Raw genomic sequence first — 22,859 nt, 5'->3', positions numbered from 1 at the left:
GCGGCCCGCGCGGCTACGCGCGGGTCATCGCGACCAGCCACGCCTGCAGCGTGGGCGGGTCCATGAGGATGTCGATGACGGTCTCGGTGATCGAGTCGATGTGCCAGCCTTTGACGAAGGCGGTTTCGATCGAGCCATTGTCTCTCCGGTGGCCGACACGATTACGCGGATTCGGAGCGTGTCCACAGCCGCCGATGAGCGTGAACCGCCGCTGGTGGGGTAAGAACGCCACATGCTGCGGTTCTTCTTGATCGGTTTCCTGGCGACGGCCACCATTGCGGTCGGAGTGGCCGCCTCCATCGGCTCGTGGGCGTGGTGGGTGCTGGTGGCCATATTGGCGGCGCTACTCGCGGTCGGGGTGTACGACGTCGTTCAGAAGCGGCACTCGATACTTCGGAACTATCCGGTGCTGGGGCATATGCGGTTTCTGCTGGAGAGCCTGCGGCCGGAACTGCAGCAGTACTTCATCGAACGCAACTTCGATGGTCGGCCCTACGATCGTGATACCCGCACCATGATCTATGAGCGAGCCAAGGGGATTCACGGTGAGTTGTCCTTCGGCACCGAACGGGATATCGAGGAGGTCGGCTACGAGTATCTGGTGCACTCGATCGCACCGGTTCCGGAGCCCGCCGAGTCGCCGCGGGTGCTGATCGGCGGCCCCGATTGCACGCGGCCGTATTCCATATCGCTGCTGAATGTTTCGGCCATGAGCTTCGGCGCGCTGTCGGCCAATGCACTGCGGGCCTTGAATCGGGGTGCGGCGCTGGGCGGTTTCGCGCACGATACCGGGGAGGGCGGATTGACGCCCTATCATCTCGAAGGCGGCGGAGATCTGGTGTGGGAGATCGGATCCGGCTATTTCGGCACCCGCACCAGTGCGGGGCGTTTCGATCCGGTGCGCTTCCGCGAGCAGGTCGCGCACGAGCAGATCAAGGCGGTGTCGATCAAACTCAGCCAGGGCGCGAAGCCCGGGATCGGCGGTGTGCTTCCCGCGGCGAAGGTCACCGCGGAGATCGCGGAGTTCAGAGGCGTTCCGGTACATGAGAAATGCATCAGCCCGTCCGCGCATTCCGCCTTCTCGACACCGCGTGAGCTCATTCGGTTCGTCGCGCAGCTGCGAGAACTCTCGGACGGCAAGCCGATCGGTTTCAAGCTGTGTGTCGGCTCCCGGATCGAGGTGCTGGCCATCTGCAAGGCCATGATCGCCGAGGGCACCGCGCCCGACTTCATTATTGTCGACGGGGCCGAAGGCGGCACTGCCGCAGCGCCTTTGGAATACGAGGATCACGTCGGGCTACCGCTCACCGATGGGCTGATGATCGTGCACAATGCGCTCGTCGGGGCCGGGCTGCGCGATAAGATCAAAATCGGTGCGAGCGGTAAGGTGGCCGTCGGCAACGACATTGTCAAACGCCTCATCCAGGGCGCGGATTTCACCAGCGCGGCCCGCGCCATGATGATGGCGATCGGTTGCATCCAGGCTCAGCGCTGCCACACCAATGAGTGCCCGGTCGGCGTCGCCACCCAGGATCCCCGGCGCGCCCGTGCCCTCGATGTGCCGGACAAGAGCGAGCGCGTATTCAAGTACCACCAGGCCACCGTCGCCCAGGCCGTACAGATCATCGCCTCCATGGGAGTGTCCGACCTCCACGAGCTCACCCCGCAACTGCTCCGGAAGAAGGTGTCTCCCACCGAACAACGCTCATTCGCCGAACTCTACGAATGGCTTGCTCCGGAGCAGTTGGTGAAGGAGCCGCCGGCCACTTGGGCCGGTGACTGGGCGGCGGCCGACGCGGATTCCTTCCGCCCGCGAGCTGTGGTGGTCTGAGCACGCCCGCGAGCTGTGGTGGTCTGCCAGGTGCCAGGCCGCCAGTTCGAAGGCGGTCACGATGTTCTCGGTCGGTCCGGGTCTGGACCGGGTTGTACGAGGCGGAAGGTGGAGTCTGCTCGGCCCATGGGGCGACGCTGGTAGTGGCCTTCGATCTGGTGGTTGGCGATGGTGCCGGAGAGGACGAGGGAATCGCCGGGGTTCCAGTGGTACCGGAGTGCGGTGGGGGAGTTCGAGAGGTGCCGGCGGATGAGGAGGGTGTGGTCTCGCAGATCCAGGGCCCATGTGGTGGTTGCGCCGGAGGGGGTTTGGGTGATGAAGCTCTGGGAGTCCGGGCGGTCGGTGATTGCTACGTTTGCCCAGGGGTTCGGGTCCTGTGCGGTCATTGCCGCCGGGGTGCCGTCGATGGTGAACGACATCGCCTGCCATTCGCCGTCGAGGGGTGAGCGTGGTGAATGGATATCGATGACGGCGATGACGGCGAGGGTTGCCATCAGAACTGCACCAATCTCCCAGAGTATCTCCGCTGTCGGTCGCATCCATGGCTACCCCGCGCCCGCGCATCAGCACGCTTCCGACCTGCGCGAGAGCGGCCCTGAACGGCTGGAATAGTCCGTTCAGGGCCACGAAATTGCCGTACACGAATACGACCAGCACGGAACCGCCGATCGTGAACAGCAACCGGAATCCGATTCTGCTCAGTGGTGTCCAGTCGCCTTGTGCTGGAACACGGCTTCGCTCAACAGAATTCGAGTCCAGCGTCGAAGAGGGCATGGTCAGGACGTTAGCATCGCGCAATACGGTGCGAATATCGCTCGCATTGCTCATTCGGCGTCATCCCTGCGGCGTATTGCCGGTCGGAATCAGTGCGCCCTGTGTGCTGACGGACAAGCCCGGCGTCAGTTGACTTCGGCGCCGACCGTTGTCGCCAGGAATGGCCAGGAGCGCTTCAATTCGTCTTCCCAATAGCCCCAGGAGTGGGTGCCGACCGGCTGATCATCCACTGTCACCGGGATATTCAGCTCGTGCAGCCGGTTGGTCAGGTTCACTGTGCAGTAGTGGATGGCTGCTTCGATCGGCCCGCCGAAGGCGATCTGCACCGGAAGCGGAATGCGGCCGTCCTGAACTCGGGGGTCGGCCGGGCTGTCGTGCGGGGCCGCCGGGATGCCGCTACCCGCACTCAGATAGATGGCGGTCCCGCGCAACCGATCGGCATTCACCAGTGGGTCGTTGGCGCGCCACAGCGGCCCATCGGCGGGGCCCCACATGTTCTCGACGCTCTGCCCGCCACCCCAGTTCTCCACCGTGAGCCGGACGAATTCGTGCCCGACGGGATCGGAGGTCTGCGCGCAGCCGCTGTAGGACGCCACACTGTTCCAGAATCCGGGTTTGGCGATGGCCAGGTTCAGCACCGAGGTGCCGCTCATGGAAACGCCTACCAGCGTGCGATTCCCATTGGCGCCCAGGAACCCTTCGATCGCGGGCGGCAACTCCTCGTTGAGGAAGGTCTGCCACCTGTTGTGGCCCAGGACGGCGTCGTCGCGTATCCAGTCGGTGTAGTAGGAATCGCTGCCACCGTACGGCGTCACGACATTGACGTCTTTGCCGCGCAGGAAACTCACGACATCGGTTTGCGCATCCCAGCCACTCTGATTCGGGCCACCGCCGGAGCCGTTGAGCAGATACATGGTCGGGTGCGCCGCCGCCCGGTCCGCGGCGCGAATGACCTGTATCCGGATCGGCCTGTCCATGGCGGGCGAATAGACCATGACATTCTGCTGCCGGTCGTTCACGTCCTCGACCGAGACGACTCGAGCCGCCCCGGGCTCCGCGGTCGCGGGGCTCACGGTGCCGGCCAGGCTCGCCGCGGCCAGCGTGCCGCCGAGCACCCAGCGTAGTGCTGCCGTACGTGTCAATCGCCGTGTTCTCAAGCGGATCCTCCCGTTGTCGCCAATGTCGGAGCGGCGCTGCAGCATGCCTGGATAACCGCCAGCGTCCTGGACGGCACACAAGGAGGTTCGTGCTGCCACCGTCTCCGGTTTGGTGCAATCGGCGAGGGGTGTGGTGACCGGCTACAGGTCGGAATCGGCCGCGCGTTTGACCGCGCGGATCGTCTTTGTCCGAATGGGGACGTCGAACTCGCCGTCCGCGGTCTCCGGCCTGCTGTGCAGATAGGCGCGGATCCGATCGAGCAGTGCGGCGCGCTGCGCACCGGGAATGACGACCGTATGCGAATACGTACCTATGGTGGCAGTCAGGGATTCGGCGGTCCGCCGGTGCGCATGCGCGAAGTCGGATTGCTCGAAATCCGTGAACAGCGCATGCGCGGGCAGCGCGCTGTTCTTGTCCGGCGGCGGGAGCGAGGCGCCGGAGCGGGAGACCTGCTTCAGCCCCGCGACCCACTCGACCCGGTCGTCCTCGATATTCCAGAATGCGGCGAGCACACCGTCCGCGCGCAGCACGCGCGCGATCTCCGGAAAGGCACGCGGCAGATCGAACCAGTGCAGCGCCTGTCCGGCGACCACCGCGTCGACGGAGCCATCCGGCAGCGGAATCGCTTCTGCCGCACCGTCAATCGCCTTCACGCCGGGGAAACGCCGCACCAGTTCGGCGCGCATCCCATCGTCGGGTTCGACGGCGATCACCTGGGCCCCGGCCGCGATCAGCCCCTGCGTGAGCTTGCCGGTACCGGCACCCAGATCGAGTACCACCGGCGACTCTTTCCCGCCGAGCGGCGCCAGCGCCCACCGAATGCCGGCGGCGGGATAGTCCGGTCGATGCTCCGCGTACGCGGCGGCCTCGGCGCCGAACGAGGTCGCCCGCCGCACATGAATTTCGTCCTGCTCCGCTGTCCGATCCTTCGAATCCCCGATGTTCCACACGGCCACGACGCTACCGGGTCCGCGCACGCCACGAAATGTGTTATCCGGGCAAGGAACGCGCGATCAACTGCGTCTTGACCGAAAGATGGTGCGCCACAGCGAGGTCGGCGCATCGCCCGGCGCTTCGGGGTCCGGGCCGGGCCGAGTGGCGCCCCGGCGGACGAAGGCGGGCCGGATGTGTGGGTCCGGGGGATCGAAGGAGCGGTGGAAGGTGGGGGTGAGGCTGGCCGAGAGCGGGGGGTTGATCCAGGTCCAGTCCGTCGGGCAGGAGCGGCCGGCAATGCGCTCGCGGTCGACGTGGTCGAGGAACTGGCGGGCCACGGTGTGGTGATCGACCAGATGCACGCGCGACTGCCGGTAGCTGTGCAGGATCGCTCGGCTCAGTTCCACCAGGGCCTGATCGCGCCAGAGGGTGCGCTCGGTGCTGCGGTCCAGGCCCATCGCGTCGGCGATGGCGGGGAGCATGTCGTAGCGGTCGCTGTCGCCGAGATTGCGGCCGATCTCCGAGGAGACGTACCAGCCGTTGAACGGCGCACACGCGTAGGTGAGGCCGCCGATTTCCAGGTCCATATTCGAAACAGCCGGTACAGCATGCCATTTGAGTCCGAGGTCGGCGAACCAGGTGAACTCCGGATGCCGCATCGGCACTTCGAGGACGAACTCGGGCGGCACATCGAAGCGCTCGATGGTGCCGTCGGGAGTGTGAATCAGCAGGGGCAGCACATCGAATCGCCCACCCGGCGCGCGCCAGCCGTGTTCCCGGGCGAGGTCGGTCAATTCGACATTGGCCGGATCGCCGACGACCCCGTCTCCGACCCGGTATCCCGCGTAGCGGATGAACTGGGAGTTCAGGATTCGGAAGCCGCGCCCCTGCGCATCGGCGGGCGGGCCGACCGTGATCACCGAACGGACCGCGCCGCCATTGGTGGCGCGGCGCAGATGTTCCAGGCACGCGCCGGCCAGCTCGGCGGCCGAGCCCGCATCGCGCGCATCGACGACTTCCAAAGCGCGCCACTGTCTTCGGCCCACGCACCGGTCGTGATTGCGCCACGCCAGCTTCGTACCGATGCCCAGTTCCTCGAGCGTGTGGTGGTACGACCCGGTCCTGCGCAGCTGCCGCAGCGCGATGTCCCCGCGCTGGGCGGGCAGATGCGCCAGTTCGGGCAGCGCGAAGAACCGCGCGCAGTCCGCTTCACGGTCCTCGGCAGCGGCCGCGCGAATGTCGAGCACCTGATGAGCTGGTGAGTTGCGGTAGGGGCACCCGGGATTGACCTCGTCGACAAGCCGGGGGTCCGTAACCGCAGTGGGGATCATCATTGAGTTGTTGCCTCCGTGGGTTGTGCCAGTGGCTGCCCCCGTTGGTGTGGCAGTCCTCTTCACATCCCCCCTTCCCGTGCACAAATATCGCACGATCACGCCCGGTGTTTGCTCGAAATCGCCCACAAGAACAGGAAACTGGTTCGGGAACGCTGATCAACACCGCCAGCCGGTTGCCGGCAACCTCGAATAGATCAACCGCATCCTCGGTTCGGCGCCGATGAGCGCTTCGCGCGTATGTGCGAGTCATCGAACCGGTGGTGGCCAGAAATGCCGGCACTTTCGGTGCGGAGGCGGCTTGTGTTCCGCGCATACGGCAATATGATCCCTATCGTGACGAATTTGCGGATCAGTGAGGCGGCGGCGCTGCTGGGCGTCAGCGACGACACCGTGCGCCGCTGGATCGAGCAGGGACGGCTGGCCGAGGTCCGCCTGGACAGCGGCCGCAAGGGTGTGCGCGGTGCGGATCTCGCCGAAATCCTGCGCAGCTCCTCCGACCCGCACGTTCCGGGCCCCACGGTGGCGGTCTCGGCGCGCAACCGGATGCGCGGCATCGTGACCCGCATCGTCAAGGACACGGTCATGGCGCAGGTCGAGATGCAGGCCGGGCCGTTCCGCCTGGTATCGCTGCTGAGCCGGGAATCGGTCGACGAACTCGGGCTGGAGGTGGGCAGCATCGCTGTCGCCTCGGTCAAATCCACCCATGTTGTGGTCGAGATACCAGAAAGTTGATGAGGATGAAGACAATTCGCGCGCTCGCGCTGACTGCCGCAGCGCTCACCGTGACAGCCGGTCTGGTCGGATGCGGCTCCGATGACAATTCGAGCAAGCCCGCCGCCGACGGCCGGATCTCCGGCACGGTCACGGTCTTCGCGGCCGCGTCGCTGACCGATACCTTCAACCAGCTCGGCCACGATTTCGAGGCGGCGCATCCGGGCGTGAAGGTCGTCTTCAGCTATGGCGGCAGCTCGGCGCTGGCCCAGCAGATCAACCAGGGCGCGCCCGCGGACGTCTTCGCCTCGGCGGCTCCGGCGAATATGAAGCAGGTCGTGGACACCGGTGAGATCACCGCCCCGCAGGCGACCTTCGTCAGCAACCGCTTGGAAATCGCTGTGCCCAAGGGTAATCCGGGCCACATCACCGGACTCGCCGACTTCGGCAAGGCCGGCTCGCGCACCGCGCTGTGCGCCGAGCAGGTGCCGTGTGGCGCCGCGGCCACGCAGGTCTTCCAGATCGCGGGCATCACGCCGCAGCCCGTCACCCGTGAGCAGGACGTGAAAGCGGCGCTCACCAAGGTGACCCTCGATGAGGTGGATGCCGCGCTGGTCTACCGCACCGATGTGCAGGCCGCCGGTGACAAGGTGCAGGGCATCGACTTCCCGGAGTCGGCCAAGGCGATCAATACCTACCCGATCGCGCCGCTGGCCAAGGCGCCCAATGCCGCCGGGGCTGCGGCCTTCGTCGATTTCATCAAGGGCGATCAGGCCAAGAAGGTCTTCGCCGCCGCCGGATTCGACACCCCGTGAGAGTCGTGACCACCGCCGAGGGACGCCGGTGAGCGGAGCCTCGGCACGACGGCGGGCAGTACGGGGACGACGACCGGTCATCCTGGTATTGCCCGCCGTGTGCGCGCTGGCCTTCCTGCTGGTGCCGCTGCTCGGCCTCCTGGTCCGCGCACCCTGGCGGACCCTGCCCGAGCGGCTCTTCAGTGCGGAAGTCGGTCAGGCCCTGCGGCTTTCGCTCATCTGCGCGACCCTGGCGACGGTCATCTGCCTGGTGCTCGGTATTCCGCTGGCCTGGCTGCTGGCTCGGGCGCAATTGCCCGGACGCGGGTTGATTCGCGCGCTGGTCACGGTGCCGCTGGTGCTGCCACCCGTCGTCGGCGGTGTGGCCCTGCTGCTGGTGCTCGGCCGTCGCGGACTGGTCGGGCAGTACACCTATGACTGGTTCGGTGTGGCGCTGCCGTTCACCACGGCCGGTGTGGTGGTGGCGGAGGCATTCGTGGCCATGCCGTTTCTGGTGATCTCCGTGGAAGGCGCACTGCGAGCGGCGGATACGCGCTACGAGGACGCGGCCGCCACCCTCGGCGCTTCCCCCTGGTACACCTTCCGGAGGGTCACACTGCCCTCGGTACTGCCCGGCGTGGTCGCCGGAGCGGTGCTGTGCTGGGCGCGGGCACTGGGCGAATTCGGCGCGACCATCACCTTCGCGGGCAATTTTCCGGGCAAGACGACAACCATGCCGCTGGCGGTATATCTCGCGCTCGAAACCGATCCCGATGCGGCGATCGTGCTCAGCCTGGTGCTGCTCGTCGTCTCGGTGGGCGTCCTGGTCTCGCTGCGGGAGCGCTGGATGCGAGGACCGGTATGACGCTGCACGCCCAATTGCGTTTCGACCGGCCACAATTCCGGCTGGACCTCAGCATCACCTCCGCATCCGGTGAGGTGATCGCACTGCTCGGGCCCAATGGCGCCGGTAAGACCACCGCGCTGCGCACTCTGTCCGGGCTCACCCCGCTCACCGGTGGCGAGATCACGCTGGGTGACGCGGTCTGGGATGCGCCACCGGCGGTGTTCGTTCCCGCCGAACGACGTGAGGTCGGTGTGGTATTCCAGGATTACCTGCTGTTCCAACACCTTTCGGCAGTGGAGAATGTGGCGTTCGGACTGCGCGCCCGCGGTATGCGCCGGGCCGCGGCCCGCGCCCGCGCGAGTACCTGGCTCGACCGCGTCGGCCTGCACGACCACGCGAAGTCGACGCCCCGCTCGCTGTCCGGCGGACAGGCGCAGCGGGTCGCGCTGGCTCGTGCCCTGGCCACCGAACCGCAACTGCTGCTGCTCGATGAACCCCTCGCGGCCCTGGACGCGAGCACCCGAATGCAGGTGCGCGCCGATCTGGCCCGGCATCTGCGGGACTATGCCGGGCATACGGTGCTGGTGACGCACGATCCCCTGGACGCCATGGTGCTGGCCGATCGGCTCATCATTCTCGAGGACGGCGCCATCGTCCAGGAGGGCACGCCGGTCGAGATCGCGCGCCGGCCGCGATCGGACTATGTCGCGAATCTGGTCGGGCTCAACCTGTTTCGCGGCACCGCCGACGGCGCGGTGGTGGCGATCGACAGCGGCGGCACCCTCACCGGCACCGAACCTGCGGCTGGGCGGGTATTTGTGGCCTTCCCGCCCACGGCGGTCGGTCTGCACCTGGAACAGCCCGCCGGCAGTGCGCGCAATGTTTGGCCGGTCACTGTCGTGGGCTTCGAGCAGCACGGCAATACGACCCGCGTGCAACTCGACGGCGCACCCCCGGTCCTGGCCGACATCACCCCGGCCGCGGTAGCCGACCTCCGGCTGCAGCCGGGCCTGCGGTTGTGGGCCGCGGTCAAAGCCACGGAGATCCACACCTACCCGGCCTGAGGACCCGGCGTTCGGATCAGGCCGGAAGGCCTTGCGGCGGAGTGGTTTGCAGATACCAGATCCACCCGGGGAAGCGGGTGTGATCCATGCGGAAGCCCTGGATGTCGACCGCGTATTTCGCGCCGGTGCTCGCCTCGTGCAGGTGCACCCTGGTCGGGCCGTCGGAATACACGGGGTTCGCGGCCGCCCAGGCGTCGCGGAATTCTGTGAAAGTGGCCAGGCCGGAAAGCAATTCGGCGAAGTCGCCGTCCGATCGCAGGCTGCCGGCGGCCCCGCGCAGCCAGCCCACGATATGGGTGAGCATGCCGTTCCAGTCCGCGACAATCTGTTTCGCCAGCGCATTGCTCAGGTACCACCGCAGGAAATTGCCCTCTTCCGCAATTCCCCTGAACGCCTTGGTGAATGCTTCGTTGCACGCCAGCACATTGAGGCGGATATCGAAGTAACAGGCGATCCGCGGCTCGCAGAGCGCGAGGGTACGGCGGATATCGCCGGTGATGGTCTCGCGCAATTCGGCGACGGTGGGGACGGAATCGATGCCGACGCCGGCCAGGTCCAGGCAGTGCCGTCGTTCGGCATCGGTCAGCGTATCGACCCGATCGAGGGATTTGAGCAGGGCGATGAGCACCGCCCGACCGGGGTTGTCGCGGTGGCCGCGTTCGAGATGCGACAGATAACTGGCGCTCACACCGCTGGCGAACGCGAGCGACTCCCGGGAGATTCGCCGGTTTTCACGCAGACGCCGCAGGGTGTCGCCGAGCCGGGGCGGCTGAGGGCAATGAAGCAAAGTCGCCTCCGAGCATAGTGGTGGATAGTGGTGTTCCCCCAGCCCGGCCGCGCTCGGGGAGCGCACCACAACCTGAGCTCAGTATTTCCGGAACAGTGGGACAGGACCTCACCCGTATCGGGTGAAAAACGCGCTGGAATGCTCAGATCAAACCGGTACGCCGGGCACGATCGAGAGCATCGACCCGGGTATTCGCGCCCAGCTTCGTATAGATACCGCGCAAATGGGTCTTCACGGTATTGATCGAAACTCCCAGATCATCGGCAATGTGCTGGGTCGTGCGGCCGGACGGCAGCAGGCGCAGCACGGTCACCTCGGTGGTGGTCAGCGCCGGATGCTCGGTGCGGCGCTGCGCCTTGGGATGCCGGCGGACGAAGTCGGCGAAGACATCGTGGCGGCCCAATTGCCCCGCGAGCGCATCGAGCAGCCGAATCGCCTGGGGCACATCGAGAAATGGCCGCACCAGTTTGTCGCGTGCCGCGATTCGCAGTGCGTTCGCCATCCCCTCGCGCGCCTTCAGCGGCTGCTCGGGATGCGATACCGCATAGAGCAGCCAGGCGAATATCGCATTGGTGGGGTGAATGGTCTCGGACTTCTCGATGAGCGGACGGACCAGGGCGCTGGTGGTCGCCGGACTGTTCGCCGCATTGGCGAGCGCGGCGCGGGCGATCGCGATATCAGGGGTATCGCCGAGTGTCCGCCGCGCGTGCTCGACGAGCAGTCGCGCCGTGCGCGGTTCGTGCACCCGCAGTAGCGCCCACACCACGGGGGGAACGAGGCCGCTGCTCATCGTCGGCACCGCCTGCTTGTCGAGCAGCTCGAGCATGCTGTAGCGCAGGGTATCGGCGGCCGCGGATTTATCCGCCGCGCTCTCGAAGGTGAGCAGCTGGCCCACGACGTGGGCATGCCAGCCCGCCGCCGGAACCGATGAGCCGTCCTGCCTCGAATGCACGGTCAGGGCCGCGCGCACCTGCGCGGGATCGGGCCACTCGCCCTGCAGGTAGGCGGCCAGAGCGGACATGGTGAGCGACAGTGTGGTGTCCGGGTTGCCGGGCACGGCATGTTCGGCGGCAAGGGACAGCGCCCGATCGGCCCGCTCCCGCATGGCGGTGATCTCACCCGCGAGGCCGGCCGCGGTCGCCAGCCGGGTGACCGCCTGCACCGCCAGACGCGCGCGCCCGGAGTGCTCGGCGACCGCGAGCGCCGAATGCAGCAGCTCCGCAGCGCGGGCGATATCGCCTCGGACGAAGGTCGCCATGGCGAGCTGATTGGTTGCGTAGCAATCGATATCGGCATTGCCGGTGCTCTGCATCGGCTCCCGCATCGTGGTGTCGTCCACCGCGGTCCCGGCCATCACCGCCGCGCCGGCGGCGGTGGCAGCGGTCAGCAGCTCGATCCACGATGCCGGGACGAACGACACCCGGGTCGCCTGCCGCGTCCGCGCCACCTCCAGGAGCGGAAGCGCATCGGCCGCATCGCCGTACAGCAGCGCGTTCACCGCGCACAGCAGCCAGATGTACGGGTCGTCCGCGAGGTCCGGCCGCAGACTGTGCAGTGCGGCGAACAAACCGCAGCCGCGGCCCTCCAGCACCAGCTCGAGGGCGGCATCGATGAGGAAGCGCTGCAAATGGGTTTCGCCCGGGCCCGCCAGCAGATGCGGCAGCGCCGCGAGCGGCTGATCGGCATGCCGCAACCAGGTCGCGGTCCGGACATGCAGATCGCGCCGCGTCTCGATACCGAGCCGATGGGCTTCGGTGCGCAGATACGAGCGCAGCATCGGGTGGTAGCTGAACCAGAGTTCGTCCCCGCGCAATGCATGCGTGAGCGGGAAATTGATGCGATCGAGTTCGTACATGCGATGTGCGGCGCCGCCGCCGGTCAGTTCATCGGCGAGCTGCTCGGTGAAGGAATCGGGAATGCTGGTGTAGGTCAAGAACAATCGCAGCTCCGGCGACAAGGTCTCGATGAGTTCGCGCATCAGGAAATCGGAGACGGCCTGGGACGGCCGCGCGAGCGCCGTCAGCGCGGCGACCCGATTCCGGCTGTGGCTCGCGAGATGAATGGCCGAAATGCGTACCAGCGCAGGCCATCCGCGTGTCAGGTTCGCGATGGTGCGCAGTTCGTCGCCGGTGAGCGAGGGGAGGTGCTGACGGCACAGCTGCGCCACCTGCTCGGGTGACATGACCAGCAGTCCGGCGGGCATGCGGGTGAGTTGTCCGGCGAGCTCGAAATTGTGCCAGCGCACCGGGGGATCGAAGCGGCCCGCCACGAGCGCGGTGACGGTGTCCGGCGCATGGGTCAGGAAATACTCGAGGCCGGCCAGTGCGACCGGGTCGGTGAGCAGATGGGCATCGTCGATCACCAGGACAACGGGTGTCGAGCGCGCGCTGACGGCGTCCAGGAGTTGGACCGCCTCCGCGAGCGGTGCGGCATTGCCCGGATGCGGAGCCTCGGGGACGGCCAGTTGTGTGCGCAGTGTGCTCCACAGCAGCTGCGCCTGCGTGCTCGCCCGGCTCACTGACAGCCAGGCCGACTCGGCGCCGCCGACGTGCCGGCGCATCCAATCGGTCAGCAGGATGGTTTTGCCGCTACCGGCCGGTGCGCAAATCATCAGCACACGGGTATTCGGGTCCGAGACGGCGATATCGATCCGGTCGCGCAAGGCGGGTCGATCGATGGGCCGGATGGTCAGGCGCGGACCGGCCGGTGACCTGACCACCCCATGCACGGCAGCCAGCGGCACAGATTGTTGCGGCGTGCGCACCGCGCCTCCTTCACCGTTCAAACTGACTAATCGACACTTCAATTAAGAAGTTACCGCATGGAAACAGTGCCTCGGACCAGGTGCGGGGATTTAGCGTAGCCCGTTCCGGCAAACTCTTGGACAACAGGTCCGGTTGTGAAATCTGCTTGGTTCTCGCTGGTCACGGCCGTTCCCCTGCGTGAACGTGTGAACAAACGAGCAAGACCTGATGGCCGAGTCACGGGTGCGGCCTTCGGAGCAGGCCGACCACAGTGAGCAGCTTCACGGAGATCACCCCTGCCGGGTGATGCGTGACAAAACGCTGGTCGCGGCGATCGAAAACCGATTGCCGCGGTCAGGGCTGCTTGCGGGTCAACAGGGGGATCGTGAGGTCATCGATGACCTCACCCACGAATCCGTCGTCCACCGGCCGATTCTGGATGGCGACTCGATAGAACATCATGGCGGGGAGGATATCTCGGACATTCTCCCAGTCATCGGCGCGAGAGATCTCGCCGCGCGCATGGGCATTGCCGAGGATCGTGGTGAAGGCCTCGTGCCTGCTCTGGTCGACGACCTGATTGACCGCGTGCCGGATGGTCGCGTCGCGGGCCATGGCGGTGGCCATGCCCGCCATCACGCCGTCGCGCAGCGGATTTCGCTCCATGAAGAACCCGGCGAGCGCGAAGAGGTCCTCGCGCAGGGCCCCGGTGTCCGGCGCGGCGACATTCCACTCGAATGCTCTGATGGCGTCGATCATCAACTCGCACTTGGTTTTCCAGCGGCGATAGACCGTAGCCTTACCGGCTCCGATACGTGCCGCGACCGCTTCGATGGTCACCTTGTCGTAGCCGACCTCGGCGAGCAATTCCTGGGCGGCTCTGATGAGATCCAGGTCGCGCTGCGGATCGCGTTTGCGACCCGCGCGCTGCTCGCTCGCATCGGTCATCGGCTGGTTCCCTTCTGTCGCGGTGTCTCGGTGCCCACCCTATTGCGAGACGATACGGCTTCGTTTTATTCCAGTGGGCCGTGTTGACGAAATCCGGCGCACTCCTTCAGAACGACACCCCGAACACCCACGAGAAGATCAACGAGCTACGCGCCGAGGCGGAGCAGGGCGCGGTCCAGGCGCTCGCGGCGCTCTACGGTGACGCGGATCCGGCAATGCGCGCCCCGTACCAGGCCGAGCCGCTCACCGCGATCGCCTTCGGCCAGACCATTCAGATCTGGCGCGAATACGCCTGGCGCGGCGCCGAGCAGTTGCTGCTCGCGCCGACTTCCGAGGCGAAACAGGCGGTCGAGCAGCAGATCGACAACCTGTCCAATCTGCTCGGAGACATCATCCTGCGGCCGTTCGCCCGCACCGACCCCGGACCGCACCGGTCGCACTGCCCGGCTGGCTGAGGGCCTGTCACGGCTGTGCCTATTGTTTGATTCGTGAACGGACGCACGGCTGCGGCGCGGCTGCGGCGCCGATGGACTCTGCGGGCGCGGCTGCTGGTGACCATGCTGGTGATGACCGCTATCGGGTTGATCGTGTTCGGCGTGCTCAGTGTGAGTCTGCTCGGCCGCTCCGAGCTGGCCCGGATCGATGCGCAGATCGATGCGGTGGCCATTGATTTGTCCTCGTCGAACCGGCCGCCGCCACCGCCCGCGGATGTCTCCGATGCGGCCGATTCCGATCTGCCCTCGCCGTTCCGGGTGTTCTTCTTCGATAAATCGGGCGAGTCGACGGGATTGATCGGTGACGGCGTCGCACCGCCCGCGCTGCCGGCGATGGATGCCGCATCGGTCCGGTCGCGGGGAAGTGAGCCCTTCACCGTGCCGGATGTGGACGGGGCGGTGCAGTGGCGGGTGCGCACCAATGTTCAGGTGCCGAGCCGGACCGAGCCGGGCGGCGGGACCGTCGCGGTCGCCATGTCGCTGGACACCTATCACGCGACCGGACGGCAATTGCGCTCGATCGAGCTCGCGGGTGGGATCGGCGTGCTCGTACTGCTGGGCGTTGTCGCGGCCTGGATGGTCCGGGTGGGGTTGATGCCCCTGACCCGCATCGAGCACACCGCGCAGGCGATCGCCGGTGGTGATCTCGATCGCCGTGTGGCACAGACCGATTCGCACACCGAGACCGGACGGCTGGGGACGGCGTTCAATGTGATGCTGGCCCGCCTGTCCTCGACACTGCGCCGGCTGGAGGAGTCCGAGGAGCGGATGCGCCTGTTCATCGCGGACGCCTCGCACGAGCTGCGCACACCCCTGACCTCCATTCGCGGTTATGCCGAGCTGTACCGCCACGGCGGCGCCGGAACACCGGCCGAACTGGAGCGCATGATGGGCCGCATCGAGAGCGAGGCCGTTCGCATGGGTCTGCTCGTCGACGATCTGCTGCTGCTGGCCCGGCTCGACGAGGAACGCCCGCTGGTGCTGGCCGATATCGATCTGTCGGCGGTGGCCCGTGATGTGGTGCAGGACGCCGTCACGCGCCAGCCCGAACGCATTGTGCGGCTGCATCTTCCGGAAGATCCGATGCGGATCGAAGCCGATGAGTATCGACTGCGCCAAGTGCTGACCAACCTGGTGGGCAATTGCCTCACGCACACTCCCGCTACCGCCGCGATCGACGTCACTGTCGACCGGGTGAGTGCTCCCGCGAGTGCGAGCGTACTCGCGGAATCCGGTGGAATTCTTGCCGATTCCGCCGAATTCGCGGTGATAGAGGTGCGAGACGACGGCCCGGGGATTCCGGCGGAGAAGGCGCCGCACATCTTCGACCGCTTCTATCGAGTCGATGAATCACGTTCCCGCGCAGGAGGTTCCGGATTGGGGCTGGCTATCGTGGCAGCCATCGTCGCCGCACACGGCGCCCGGATCCAATTGCTCGGTGAGCGCGATGGCGGGACGGTCTTCCGGGTCTATTTCGCCCTCGGTGACTTTGTCTCGGGCCCGCCCGGCCCGCCTGCCTGACGGTTTCCTGCGTTGTTCACAGGAAACCCCCAGCTCAGTTTAAGTATGAAGTGGGTTGGTACGGGAACCATGAGCTGCATGATGAACCGAATCCCGCAGGTGCGACGACTCGGCTGCGGGCCGCGTGAACTGCGGCCGAGCCGGAAGTGAAGCTGCGGGAGTCGCTGGGGCGGCGGGTGTCGTCGGTCCCGCTGCGCATCGGCCTGGTGGTCGCGATGGTGGGGCTGGCCGCGCTGGTCCTCATGGTGTCCGGTGTGGCATTGACCTCGGCGCTGTCACGATCGCTGACATCGCGCACCGATGAGCAGTTGAACGATGCCGCGCGCAGCTGGGCCCAGCCGCGCGCGATGAAACAGATTCAAACCGATGACGGTCACACCGTCTGGGTGCCCGCCGACGCGCCCCGGCCGCCGAATTCCGACAGGTTGCCCAGTGAGCAGCCGCGCCGCTTCTTCGAACTGCGCAAAGGCCCTGACGGACAGGTCTATTCGGAGGTGGCCGGCGGTAATGAAGGTTCAGCGCCCGATCTGAGGGGCCACACCGGCGGCAGCCCCGCGACCGTCGGCTCGACCGATGGTTCGACAACCCGATGGCGGGTGCTGACCGTCACCAACAGGTACGGCTCGACCACGATCGGGGTCTCGCTGGCGGACAACCTGCAAACGGTGTCCGGTCTGATCTACTTTGAATTGGCCACCGGCGCAACGGCTTTGCTGCTGCTCGGCTGCGGCGGGTATCTGGTGGTGCGGCGCGGCCTGCGACCGCTTCGGCAGGTGGAGGAGACGGCGGCCGCCATTGCCGGTGGCGATCTGCATCGGCGGGTGCCGGTGCGGGGCGTCGATACCGAGGTCGATCATCTGGCCCGTTCGCTCAACGAGATGCTGGCCCAGATTCAGCACGGAGTGGCGGCGACCGAGGCGTCGGAGGAGGCCGCGCGGCGCTCGGAAGCCAAGATGCGCCGCTTCATCGCCGATGCCAGCCACGAATTGCGGACTCCGCTCACCACCATTCGTGGTTTCGCGGAGCTGTACCGGCAGGGCGCCAGCACCGATGCGGCGGGTGTGCTCACCAGAATCGAGAACGAGGCGTCCCGGATGGGGCTGCTGGTGGAAGACCTGCTCATGCTGGCGCGGGTGGACGCGAATCGCCCGCTGGCACGAAAACCGGTGGATATGTTGCTGATTGCCGGTGACACCGTGCACAACGCACAGGCCATCGCCGCCAAACAGAAGCCCGCTCCCGATGCGCCGGACCGCTCGATCCGCCTGGAGGTGCTGCCGGGCGAGGGCACGCTGCAGGTGATCGGCGATGAGACCCGATTGCGTCAGGTGCTGACCAATCTGGTCGGCAATGCGCTGACCCACACTCCGGTGCAGGCGCGGATCACGGTGCGGCTCACGCCTTTTCCCGATGAGGTGCGGGTCGACGTCGTCGACGGCGGGCCGGGACTGTCTCCGGAGTCGGCGGCCCGGGTCTTCGAACGGTTCTATCGCGCCGATGCCTCGCGGGCCCGGGCCAGCGGCGGAACCGGACTCGGCCTGTCCATTGTGCAGGCGCTCGTGCTCGCGCACGGGGGACAGGTGACACTCGATACGGTGCAGGGCGAGGGCGCCACCTTCACGGTGTCCCTGCCGCGCACCCTGTGACCAGGCAAGGTTGCCACACGCTATGCCCGGATTGTGCCTATTGTGGGTTTCGTGACCGACCGATCCGCACCGGGCGAGGCCTCCGTCCTCGTAGTCGACGATGAGCCCTTCATCCTGGACCTGCTCGGTTCCGCCCTGCGCCTGAGCGGATTCGAGGTGCATTCCGCCGATAGCGGCCGCGGCGCGTTGGCCGCCGCCGCGGCGCATCGGCCGGACATCATCGTGCTCGATGTCATGCTGCCCGATATCGACGGATTCACCGTGGCACAGCGACTGCGCGATCGCGGCAGCGATATCCCGGTGCTGTTCCTGACCGCCCGGGACGCGGTGGCGGACCGCCTGGCCGGGCTCGCCGCCGGTGGCGACGACTACGTCACCAAACCGTTCAGCCTCGAAGAGGTGGTATTGCGCCTGCAGGCCATCCTGCGCCGCAGCCGCGTCTCCGACGCCGAGGCCTCCGGCCACCTGCGCGTCGCCGATCTGGAACTCGATGCCGAGTCCCATGTCGTCCGGCGGGCCGGTGAATCGATCTGGTTGTCGGCCACCGAGTTCAACCTGCTGCGCTACCTCATGCTCAATGTCGGCAAGGTCGTGAGCAAACGCCAAATCCTCGATCGTGTCTGGGAGGCGGAGGAAGGCCGCGGCGAACGAGTCGTCGAAACCTTCGTCAGCCAGCTGCGCCGCAAGATCGACGCCCAGGGACCGCCGCTGATCCATACCGTCCGGGGCGTCGGCTATTCATTGCGCGGGTCGACCGCGAACTCCTGATTCCGATCAGTCCATCAGTTCGTACTTGCGCACTGTCTCCTCGTCGAATTCGATGCCCAGGCCGGGGCGTTCGGGAATGAAGATCTGATTGCCGCCGTACCGGAGACGCGATTCGGGGGTGAGCAGGGCTTCGAAGTTGTAAATGCCCTTCTCCAGGGCGAAGTACTCCACGACCAGGGTGTTGGAGACCGCGCCGCACAGGTGCGCGTGCAGATTGTGGTGCCAGTGCGGGGCCATCTGCAGTCCGAAGGCGTCGGCCGCATGGGCGATGCGCTGCCATTCGGTGACACCACCGGCCACCGCCGCATCACACTGCAGAATCGGAATCCCCGCTTCGATGAGAGGCCGGAATTCCCAGCGGGTTTGGTGGATTTCGCCGGTGGCTATCGGCGTGCGCACGGTGCGGGACAGTTCGGCGTGACCGGAGATCGCCTCGGGGGACAGCGGCTCCTCGAACCACCACAGCGGAGTGTCCCCGGCGGCACGCTCGAAAGCCGCTATGGCGGTGCGGGCTTCGTGAACCGAGCGGTAGCCGTTGTTGGCATCCAGGGCCAGTCGGCCGGTATCCCCGATGGCCGCGATCGCGGCCGCGACCCGGCGGGCATCCTCGGCTACCGGCAGCCCGCCGACCTTGATCTTGTGATCGGTGAAGCCTTGCGAGACATTGAATTCGATCTCCCGCACCACCGCTTCGGTCCACTCGCCGTCATCCGGGCGGTAGTACCCGCCGGAGGCGTAGGCGGGCAGTGCGGTGGTCGACCCGCCGAGCAGATTCACCAGTGGCAGCCCGGCCTGTTTGGCGCGTAGATCCCACAGCGCGATATCGATCGCCGAGAGTGCGCGCAGGACGGTGCCGCGCCGCCCTTCGAGCAGGGTCTCCTGATAGGCTCGATCCCACAGTCCCACTACATCATTGGGATCGTCGCCGATATACACCCGCGCGAGCAGATCATCGACCGCGGACTTGGCCAGCAGTCCCGATCCGGTCCCGGCATAGGTGTAACCGACGCCCGTCGCGCCGTCCGTGGTGGTGACCTCGACCAGCAGATAGTGACGGAAGTTCAAGTCGCGATTGGACATTCGGGTCGGCCTTTCGACGGGCACGCCCACCGCGCGGGTGCGGATACCGGCAATCGTCATCGGTTGCTCCTGGAGGTCTCGGCGGTGCGGACCGCCTGGATATTGGCGAATTCGGCGAGTCCGTAGCGCCCCAGCTCGCGGCCGTAACCGCTGGCCTTGACGCCGCCGACGGGCAGGCGGGGATCGGATTCGGAGATTCGGTTGATGAAGATCGATCCGGCGTCGATGCCGTCGGCCAGATAGTCGATGACACTGCGGTCGGCGCCCCAGATCGAACAGCTCAGTCCGTACACGGAACTCGCGGCGGCAGTCAGCGCCTCCGCCGGTGAGTCGACGGGCAGGACCGCACCCAGAGGTCCGAAGGTCTCCTCGCGAAAGGCGACAGCGGAGGTATCGGGTACCTGTACCAGGGTCGGCGGGAACCACGCTCCGGGCCGCTCATCGGGCTTGCCGCCGAACAGCACCTGTGCCCCACCGGCGAGCGTCGCCTCCAGTTGCCGGCGCAGCTCATCACGCAGATCGACGCGCGCCATCGGCCCGACCTCGGTCTCCGCCGATCTCGGATCGTCGTACACCAGCTCGTCGAGCCCGCTCACCATGGCTTCGACGAATTCCGGGAAGACAGTGCGCTCCACAATGATTCGCTTGGCCGCGATACAGCTCTGCCCCGCATTGAGGTACCGCGAACGCACCGCGGCGGCGGCTGCGGCGGGCACATCGGCATCCCGCAGCACGATGAGCGGATCGGAACCGCCCAGCTCGAGCACCGACTTCTTGACCGCGCGCCCGGCGCGCGCGGCGACCAGCGCACCGATGCGATTACTGCCGGTGAATGCCACGCCCGCGATCGCCGGATCGTCGATGAGCGGCGCCACCCGATGGGTCGGCAGCACCACGCTGCTGAGGATTCCGGCCCCGAACACCTCGTCGAACAGCGATTGCACCGCACGGGCGCACCCGGTGACATTGTCGGCGTGCTTGAGCACAATGGCGTTGCCGACCGCGACGGCGGGCAGCATGGCCCGTATCACCTGCCAGAAGGGGTAATTCCACGGCATGATCGCCAGAATGACGCCCAGCGGCCGCAATCGGACCGTTCCGGCATCGGGCAGCACGTCGATCCGGTGCGGGGCCAGCATCTCCGGCATGCGGTCGGCGTAGTACTCACAGGTCGTCACACATTTGTCGATCTCGGCGCCGGACTGCGTGATCGGCTTGCCCATTTCGGTGGTGATCAGCAGCGCCAGTTCCGGACGCCGCGTGCGCATCAGCTCCGCCAGGGCGCGAAAACCCAAGACGCGCTGGGACACCGGGATATCGGCGTGATTGCGGACCGCCGTCTGCGCCCGGCGCAGCAGCCGGCCCACCTCGCGATCACTGCTGAACCGGTAGGTGGCGAGGGTCTTCCCGCTGCGGGGGTCGGCGGTGGTGATCACAGCAATGCCTCCGCCGGTGCGGCGATACGGGCGCGCAGCCAGTCCTGGAATCTGCGGCCGATGATCACCGGATCCTCCAGCAGCTTGGGCACATTCGTCGCATTGCCGACCTCGATATGGGTGTGCACCAGTACCGGACCGGGCGAATCCAGCGCGGTGACGAGCGCGGCGCGCAGTTCGAGAGCGTCGGCGGCGCGGTGCACGGTCCAGCCGGTGGCCTCGGCGACCAGTCCCAGGTCGATGGTGTCGGCGTAGGTCGGCAGGTTCGCGGTCGCGCCGTAGACGGCATTGTCCAGCAGCACCGTCACCAGCTTGGCGGGGCGCAGAAATCCTCCGGTGGGAAGCACATTGGGGTTCATCAGCAGGGAGCCGTCGCCCTCGATGGCCACCACCTTCGGCACCGGCGTGTCCGTTATGCCCAGGGCGATGCCGGTGGCGGCCGAGATGGCCAGCCCCATGGAATCGAGCAGATACAGATGATTGGGCCGATCGGCCACCGCGGCGAGTTCCCGGCTGGAGGCCGCGCAGGTGACCACCACCGGCAGTTCGGCCGTGCAGTCGGCGATCACCCGGAGCGCTTCGATACGCAGCACGGTCAGGCCGCCTTTCCGTCGGTATTCCAGAAGTGGGTCAGTACGACGACCGGCCGGAAGGTCATGCGCGCGTGCACACCCGCCTCGGTCACGACCGACTCCCAATCGGATGCCGCACTGCGCCGGTCGATTTCGAAGACCGGCAGCCCGATCTGCCGCAGCATGCCGGGTGCGTACTGGCTGAAGGTGTGGATCATCGAGTTGTATTCGCCGAGCCCGCCGCGGGTATTGGCCACGATCAGCAGCGGCAGGTGATAGGCCGTGTTGAAGGTGGTGAGCGCGGTCAGCGCATTGCCGAATCCGTTGTCCTGCATGACGATCGCACCGAGCTTCCCGGCCAGCGGCAGCGCGCCGAGCACCCCGGCGGCTTCCTCCTCCCGGGACAGCGGGAAGACGGTCCGCGAGCGGCCGTCCGCGCCGCCACTGGATGCCACGAGGGCGGAAATGACGGGCGCGACGCTCACGGACGGGACGTATCCGACCAGATCGACCCCCGCCGACCAGATGCCCCGGGCGATCGACGCCGCATACGAAGTTGGGTCCACAGCATGTCCTTTCACCGGACCTGACTGCCGAGTGATGGTTCACTAGACCACTGCAACATACTAATAGTCATGAGTAGCATGCAACAGTTTGGCGGCAAAGATTCGGAAAGGTGACTCGAGAGTGCGTGCGGGGGTGCCCTACTCGCCTTCGAGCGCGGAAATCGCGACCCAGCGCCGCCATTCGGCGACCAGCCCGCGCTCATTGCCGGTACTGTGCGCGACCAGCAGATCACCGGAGCGCACCAGATGCCGGCGCATGGCACGCTCGGCCGCGACACCATCACGCGCGAGCAGGGCGTCGACGATCTCCTTGTGATCGTGCAGCGCGACCTCGACCGGCTGATACTGCGGCACACTGTGGCGTCCGTCCAGGCTCAGCGTCTGGCGCAGTTCGCGAACGGCCTTGACCAGCCGCTGATTTCCGCTGGCCTGCAGAATGAGATCGTGCAATCGCTCATCGGCGGCGAAGTATTCGGCGCCGCCGTCGGCCAGCTGCTCCATGATGCGGTACTCGGTGAGCATGGCCGCATCGTCACGACTGGTCATCACCGCGGCGGCGCTGCGGCACGCGGGCGGCTCCAGCAGGATGCGCATGCTGCACAGGTCCACAATGCCGCGCCCGTCCTGGCCGACCACGCGCGCGCCGCGATTGCGCTCGATCCGCACCAGGCCCAGATCGGCCAGCTTCAGCAGGGCCTCGCGGACGGGAGTGCGTGAGGCGCCGAACATTTCGCCGAGCTCGCGCGAGGAATAGAGCACGCCGCGTTCCAGCCGGCCCTGCCGGATCGCATCGCGAATCTCTTCGGCGATCCGCTCGGACTTGCTGTCTGCTGGCACATCCTGCGACACGA

The 22,859-nt window shown here is 66.7% G+C and carries 22 protein-coding genes; 9 read left to right on the top strand and 13 right to left on the bottom strand.

Annotation, left to right across the window (positions count from 1 at the left end):
• Positions 1 to 13: 13 nt before the first annotated feature.
• On the bottom strand, positions 14 to 232 hold the full coding sequence (locus OG716_RS14840) for a hypothetical protein (protein ID WP_405138209.1): 219 nt from the start codon (positions 230 to 232) through the stop codon (positions 14 to 16).
• Between OG716_RS14840 and OG716_RS14835 the strand changes: the two genes are divergently transcribed.
• Positions 233 to 1,831, top strand: a complete 1,599-nt coding sequence (locus OG716_RS14835) for an FMN-binding glutamate synthase family protein (RefSeq protein WP_405138208.1) — start codon at positions 233 to 235, stop codon at positions 1,829 to 1,831. It abuts the gene before it with no gap.
• 56 nt (positions 1,832 to 1,887) lie between these two features.
• Here the strand turns inward: OG716_RS14835 and OG716_RS14830 are convergent, their stop codons facing one another.
• From OG716_RS14830 to OG716_RS14815, 4 genes are all read right to left on the bottom strand, one after another.
• Complete coding sequence (locus OG716_RS14830; protein WP_405138207.1) at positions 1,888 to 2,325, bottom strand: hypothetical protein; 438 nt, start codon at positions 2,323 to 2,325, stop codon at positions 1,888 to 1,890.
• A 405-nt stretch (positions 2,326 to 2,730) separates the two neighbouring features.
• Entirely contained in the window at positions 2,731 to 3,747 is a 1,017-nt protein-coding gene (locus OG716_RS14825; protein ID WP_355127510.1) for an alpha/beta hydrolase family protein, read from the bottom strand.
• A 156-nt stretch (positions 3,748 to 3,903) separates the two neighbouring features.
• Positions 3,904 to 4,740 carry a class I SAM-dependent methyltransferase gene (locus tag OG716_RS14820; RefSeq protein ID WP_405138206.1) on the bottom strand — a complete coding sequence of 279 codons (837 nt, stop codon included), beginning with the start codon at positions 4,738 to 4,740 and terminating at the stop codon, positions 3,904 to 3,906.
• Between the two features lie 36 nt (positions 4,741 to 4,776).
• Positions 4,777 to 6,030 (bottom strand): nitric oxide synthase oxygenase, encoded by a 1,254-nt coding sequence (locus OG716_RS14815; RefSeq protein ID WP_405138205.1) that lies wholly within the window; start codon positions 6,028 to 6,030, stop codon positions 4,777 to 4,779.
• A gap of 333 nt (positions 6,031 to 6,363) precedes the next feature.
• Here OG716_RS14815 and OG716_RS14810 point away from each other — a divergent pair, with 333 nt between their 5' ends.
• From OG716_RS14810 to OG716_RS14795, 4 genes are read left to right on the top strand one after another with little or no spacing between them, the layout of a single operon-like run.
• On the top strand, positions 6,364 to 6,762 hold the full coding sequence (locus OG716_RS14810; protein WP_327146043.1) for a TOBE domain-containing protein: 399 nt from the start codon (positions 6,364 to 6,366) through the stop codon (positions 6,760 to 6,762).
• A 5-nt stretch (positions 6,763 to 6,767) separates the two neighbouring features.
• Positions 6,768 to 7,556, top strand: coding sequence for a molybdate ABC transporter substrate-binding protein (gene modA / locus OG716_RS14805; RefSeq protein ID WP_405138204.1), 789 nt, complete (start codon positions 6,768 to 6,770; stop codon positions 7,554 to 7,556).
• Between the two features lie 28 nt (positions 7,557 to 7,584).
• Positions 7,585 to 8,400 carry a molybdate ABC transporter permease subunit gene (gene modB / locus OG716_RS14800; RefSeq protein ID WP_405138203.1) on the top strand — a complete coding sequence of 272 codons (816 nt, stop codon included), beginning with the start codon at positions 7,585 to 7,587 and terminating at the stop codon, positions 8,398 to 8,400.
• Positions 8,397 to 9,446 carry an ABC transporter ATP-binding protein gene (locus OG716_RS14795; protein WP_405138202.1) on the top strand — a complete coding sequence of 350 codons (1,050 nt, stop codon included), beginning with the start codon at positions 8,397 to 8,399 and terminating at the stop codon, positions 9,444 to 9,446. The genes modB and OG716_RS14795 overlap by 4 nt, the downstream gene beginning before the upstream one ends.
• Positions 9,447 to 9,462: 16 nt before the next feature.
• On the opposite strand, the gene OG716_RS14790 is transcribed toward OG716_RS14795, so the two are convergent.
• From OG716_RS14790 to OG716_RS14780, 3 genes are all read right to left on the bottom strand, one after another.
• Complete coding sequence (locus OG716_RS14790; RefSeq protein ID WP_405138201.1) at positions 9,463 to 10,233, bottom strand: helix-turn-helix domain-containing protein; 771 nt, start codon at positions 10,231 to 10,233, stop codon at positions 9,463 to 9,465.
• Positions 10,234 to 10,375: 142 nt separating this feature from the next.
• A complete protein-coding gene (locus OG716_RS14785) occupies positions 10,376 to 12,997 on the bottom strand; it encodes a LuxR C-terminal-related transcriptional regulator (RefSeq protein ID WP_405138200.1) in 2,622 nt (873 codons plus the stop codon).
• Positions 12,998 to 13,331: 334 nt separating this feature from the next.
• Entirely contained in the window at positions 13,332 to 13,925 is a 594-nt protein-coding gene (locus OG716_RS14780; RefSeq protein ID WP_405138199.1) for a TetR/AcrR family transcriptional regulator, read from the bottom strand.
• A gap of 80 nt (positions 13,926 to 14,005) precedes the next feature.
• Between OG716_RS14780 and OG716_RS14775 the strand changes: the two genes are divergently transcribed.
• From OG716_RS14775 to OG716_RS14760, 4 genes are all read left to right on the top strand, one after another.
• A complete protein-coding gene (locus OG716_RS14775; RefSeq protein ID WP_405138198.1) occupies positions 14,006 to 14,380 on the top strand; it encodes a DUF5995 family protein in 375 nt (124 codons plus the stop codon).
• Positions 14,381 to 14,413: 33 nt separating this feature from the next.
• Positions 14,414 to 15,940, top strand: a complete 1,527-nt coding sequence (locus OG716_RS14770) for a sensor histidine kinase (protein WP_405138197.1) — start codon at positions 14,414 to 14,416, stop codon at positions 15,938 to 15,940.
• Positions 15,941 to 16,086: 146 nt separating this feature from the next.
• Complete coding sequence (locus OG716_RS14765) at positions 16,087 to 17,586, top strand: sensor histidine kinase (protein ID WP_405138196.1); 1,500 nt, start codon at positions 16,087 to 16,089, stop codon at positions 17,584 to 17,586.
• Positions 17,587 to 17,637: 51 nt separating this feature from the next.
• Positions 17,638 to 18,354, top strand: a complete 717-nt coding sequence (locus OG716_RS14760; protein WP_405138195.1) for a response regulator transcription factor — start codon at positions 17,638 to 17,640, stop codon at positions 18,352 to 18,354.
• A 6-nt stretch (positions 18,355 to 18,360) separates the two neighbouring features.
• On the opposite strand, the gene OG716_RS14755 is transcribed toward OG716_RS14760, so the two are convergent.
• From OG716_RS14755 to OG716_RS14735, 5 genes are all read right to left on the bottom strand, one after another.
• Positions 18,361 to 19,494, bottom strand: a complete 1,134-nt coding sequence (locus OG716_RS14755) for a mandelate racemase/muconate lactonizing enzyme family protein (protein ID WP_405138194.1) — start codon at positions 19,492 to 19,494, stop codon at positions 18,361 to 18,363.
• On the bottom strand, positions 19,491 to 20,870 hold the full coding sequence (locus OG716_RS14750) for an aldehyde dehydrogenase family protein (RefSeq protein ID WP_405138193.1): 1,380 nt from the start codon (positions 20,868 to 20,870) through the stop codon (positions 19,491 to 19,493). The genes OG716_RS14755 and OG716_RS14750 overlap by 4 nt, the downstream gene beginning before the upstream one ends.
• Entirely contained in the window at positions 20,867 to 21,463 is a 597-nt protein-coding gene (locus tag OG716_RS14745) for a thiamine pyrophosphate-dependent enzyme (protein WP_405138192.1), read from the bottom strand. The genes OG716_RS14750 and OG716_RS14745 overlap by 4 nt, the downstream gene beginning before the upstream one ends.
• A 2-nt stretch (positions 21,464 to 21,465) precedes the next feature.
• Positions 21,466 to 22,008 carry a thiamine pyrophosphate-binding protein gene (locus OG716_RS14740; RefSeq protein ID WP_355127495.1) on the bottom strand — a complete coding sequence of 181 codons (543 nt, stop codon included), beginning with the start codon at positions 22,006 to 22,008 and terminating at the stop codon, positions 21,466 to 21,468.
• A gap of 138 nt (positions 22,009 to 22,146) precedes the next feature.
• Positions 22,147 to 22,857 carry a GntR family transcriptional regulator gene (locus OG716_RS14735; protein WP_355127494.1) on the bottom strand — a complete coding sequence of 237 codons (711 nt, stop codon included), beginning with the start codon at positions 22,855 to 22,857 and terminating at the stop codon, positions 22,147 to 22,149.
• Positions 22,858 to 22,859 lie beyond the last annotated feature (2 nt).

Source organism: Nocardia sp. NBC_01388 (assembly GCF_045040085.1).
In the GTDB taxonomy this organism is placed as follows: Bacteria; Actinomycetota; Actinomycetes; order Mycobacteriales; family Mycobacteriaceae; genus Nocardia.
The sequence above is the reverse complement of the archived record's forward strand: the minus strand, read 5'-3'. Positions and strand labels throughout refer to the sequence as shown.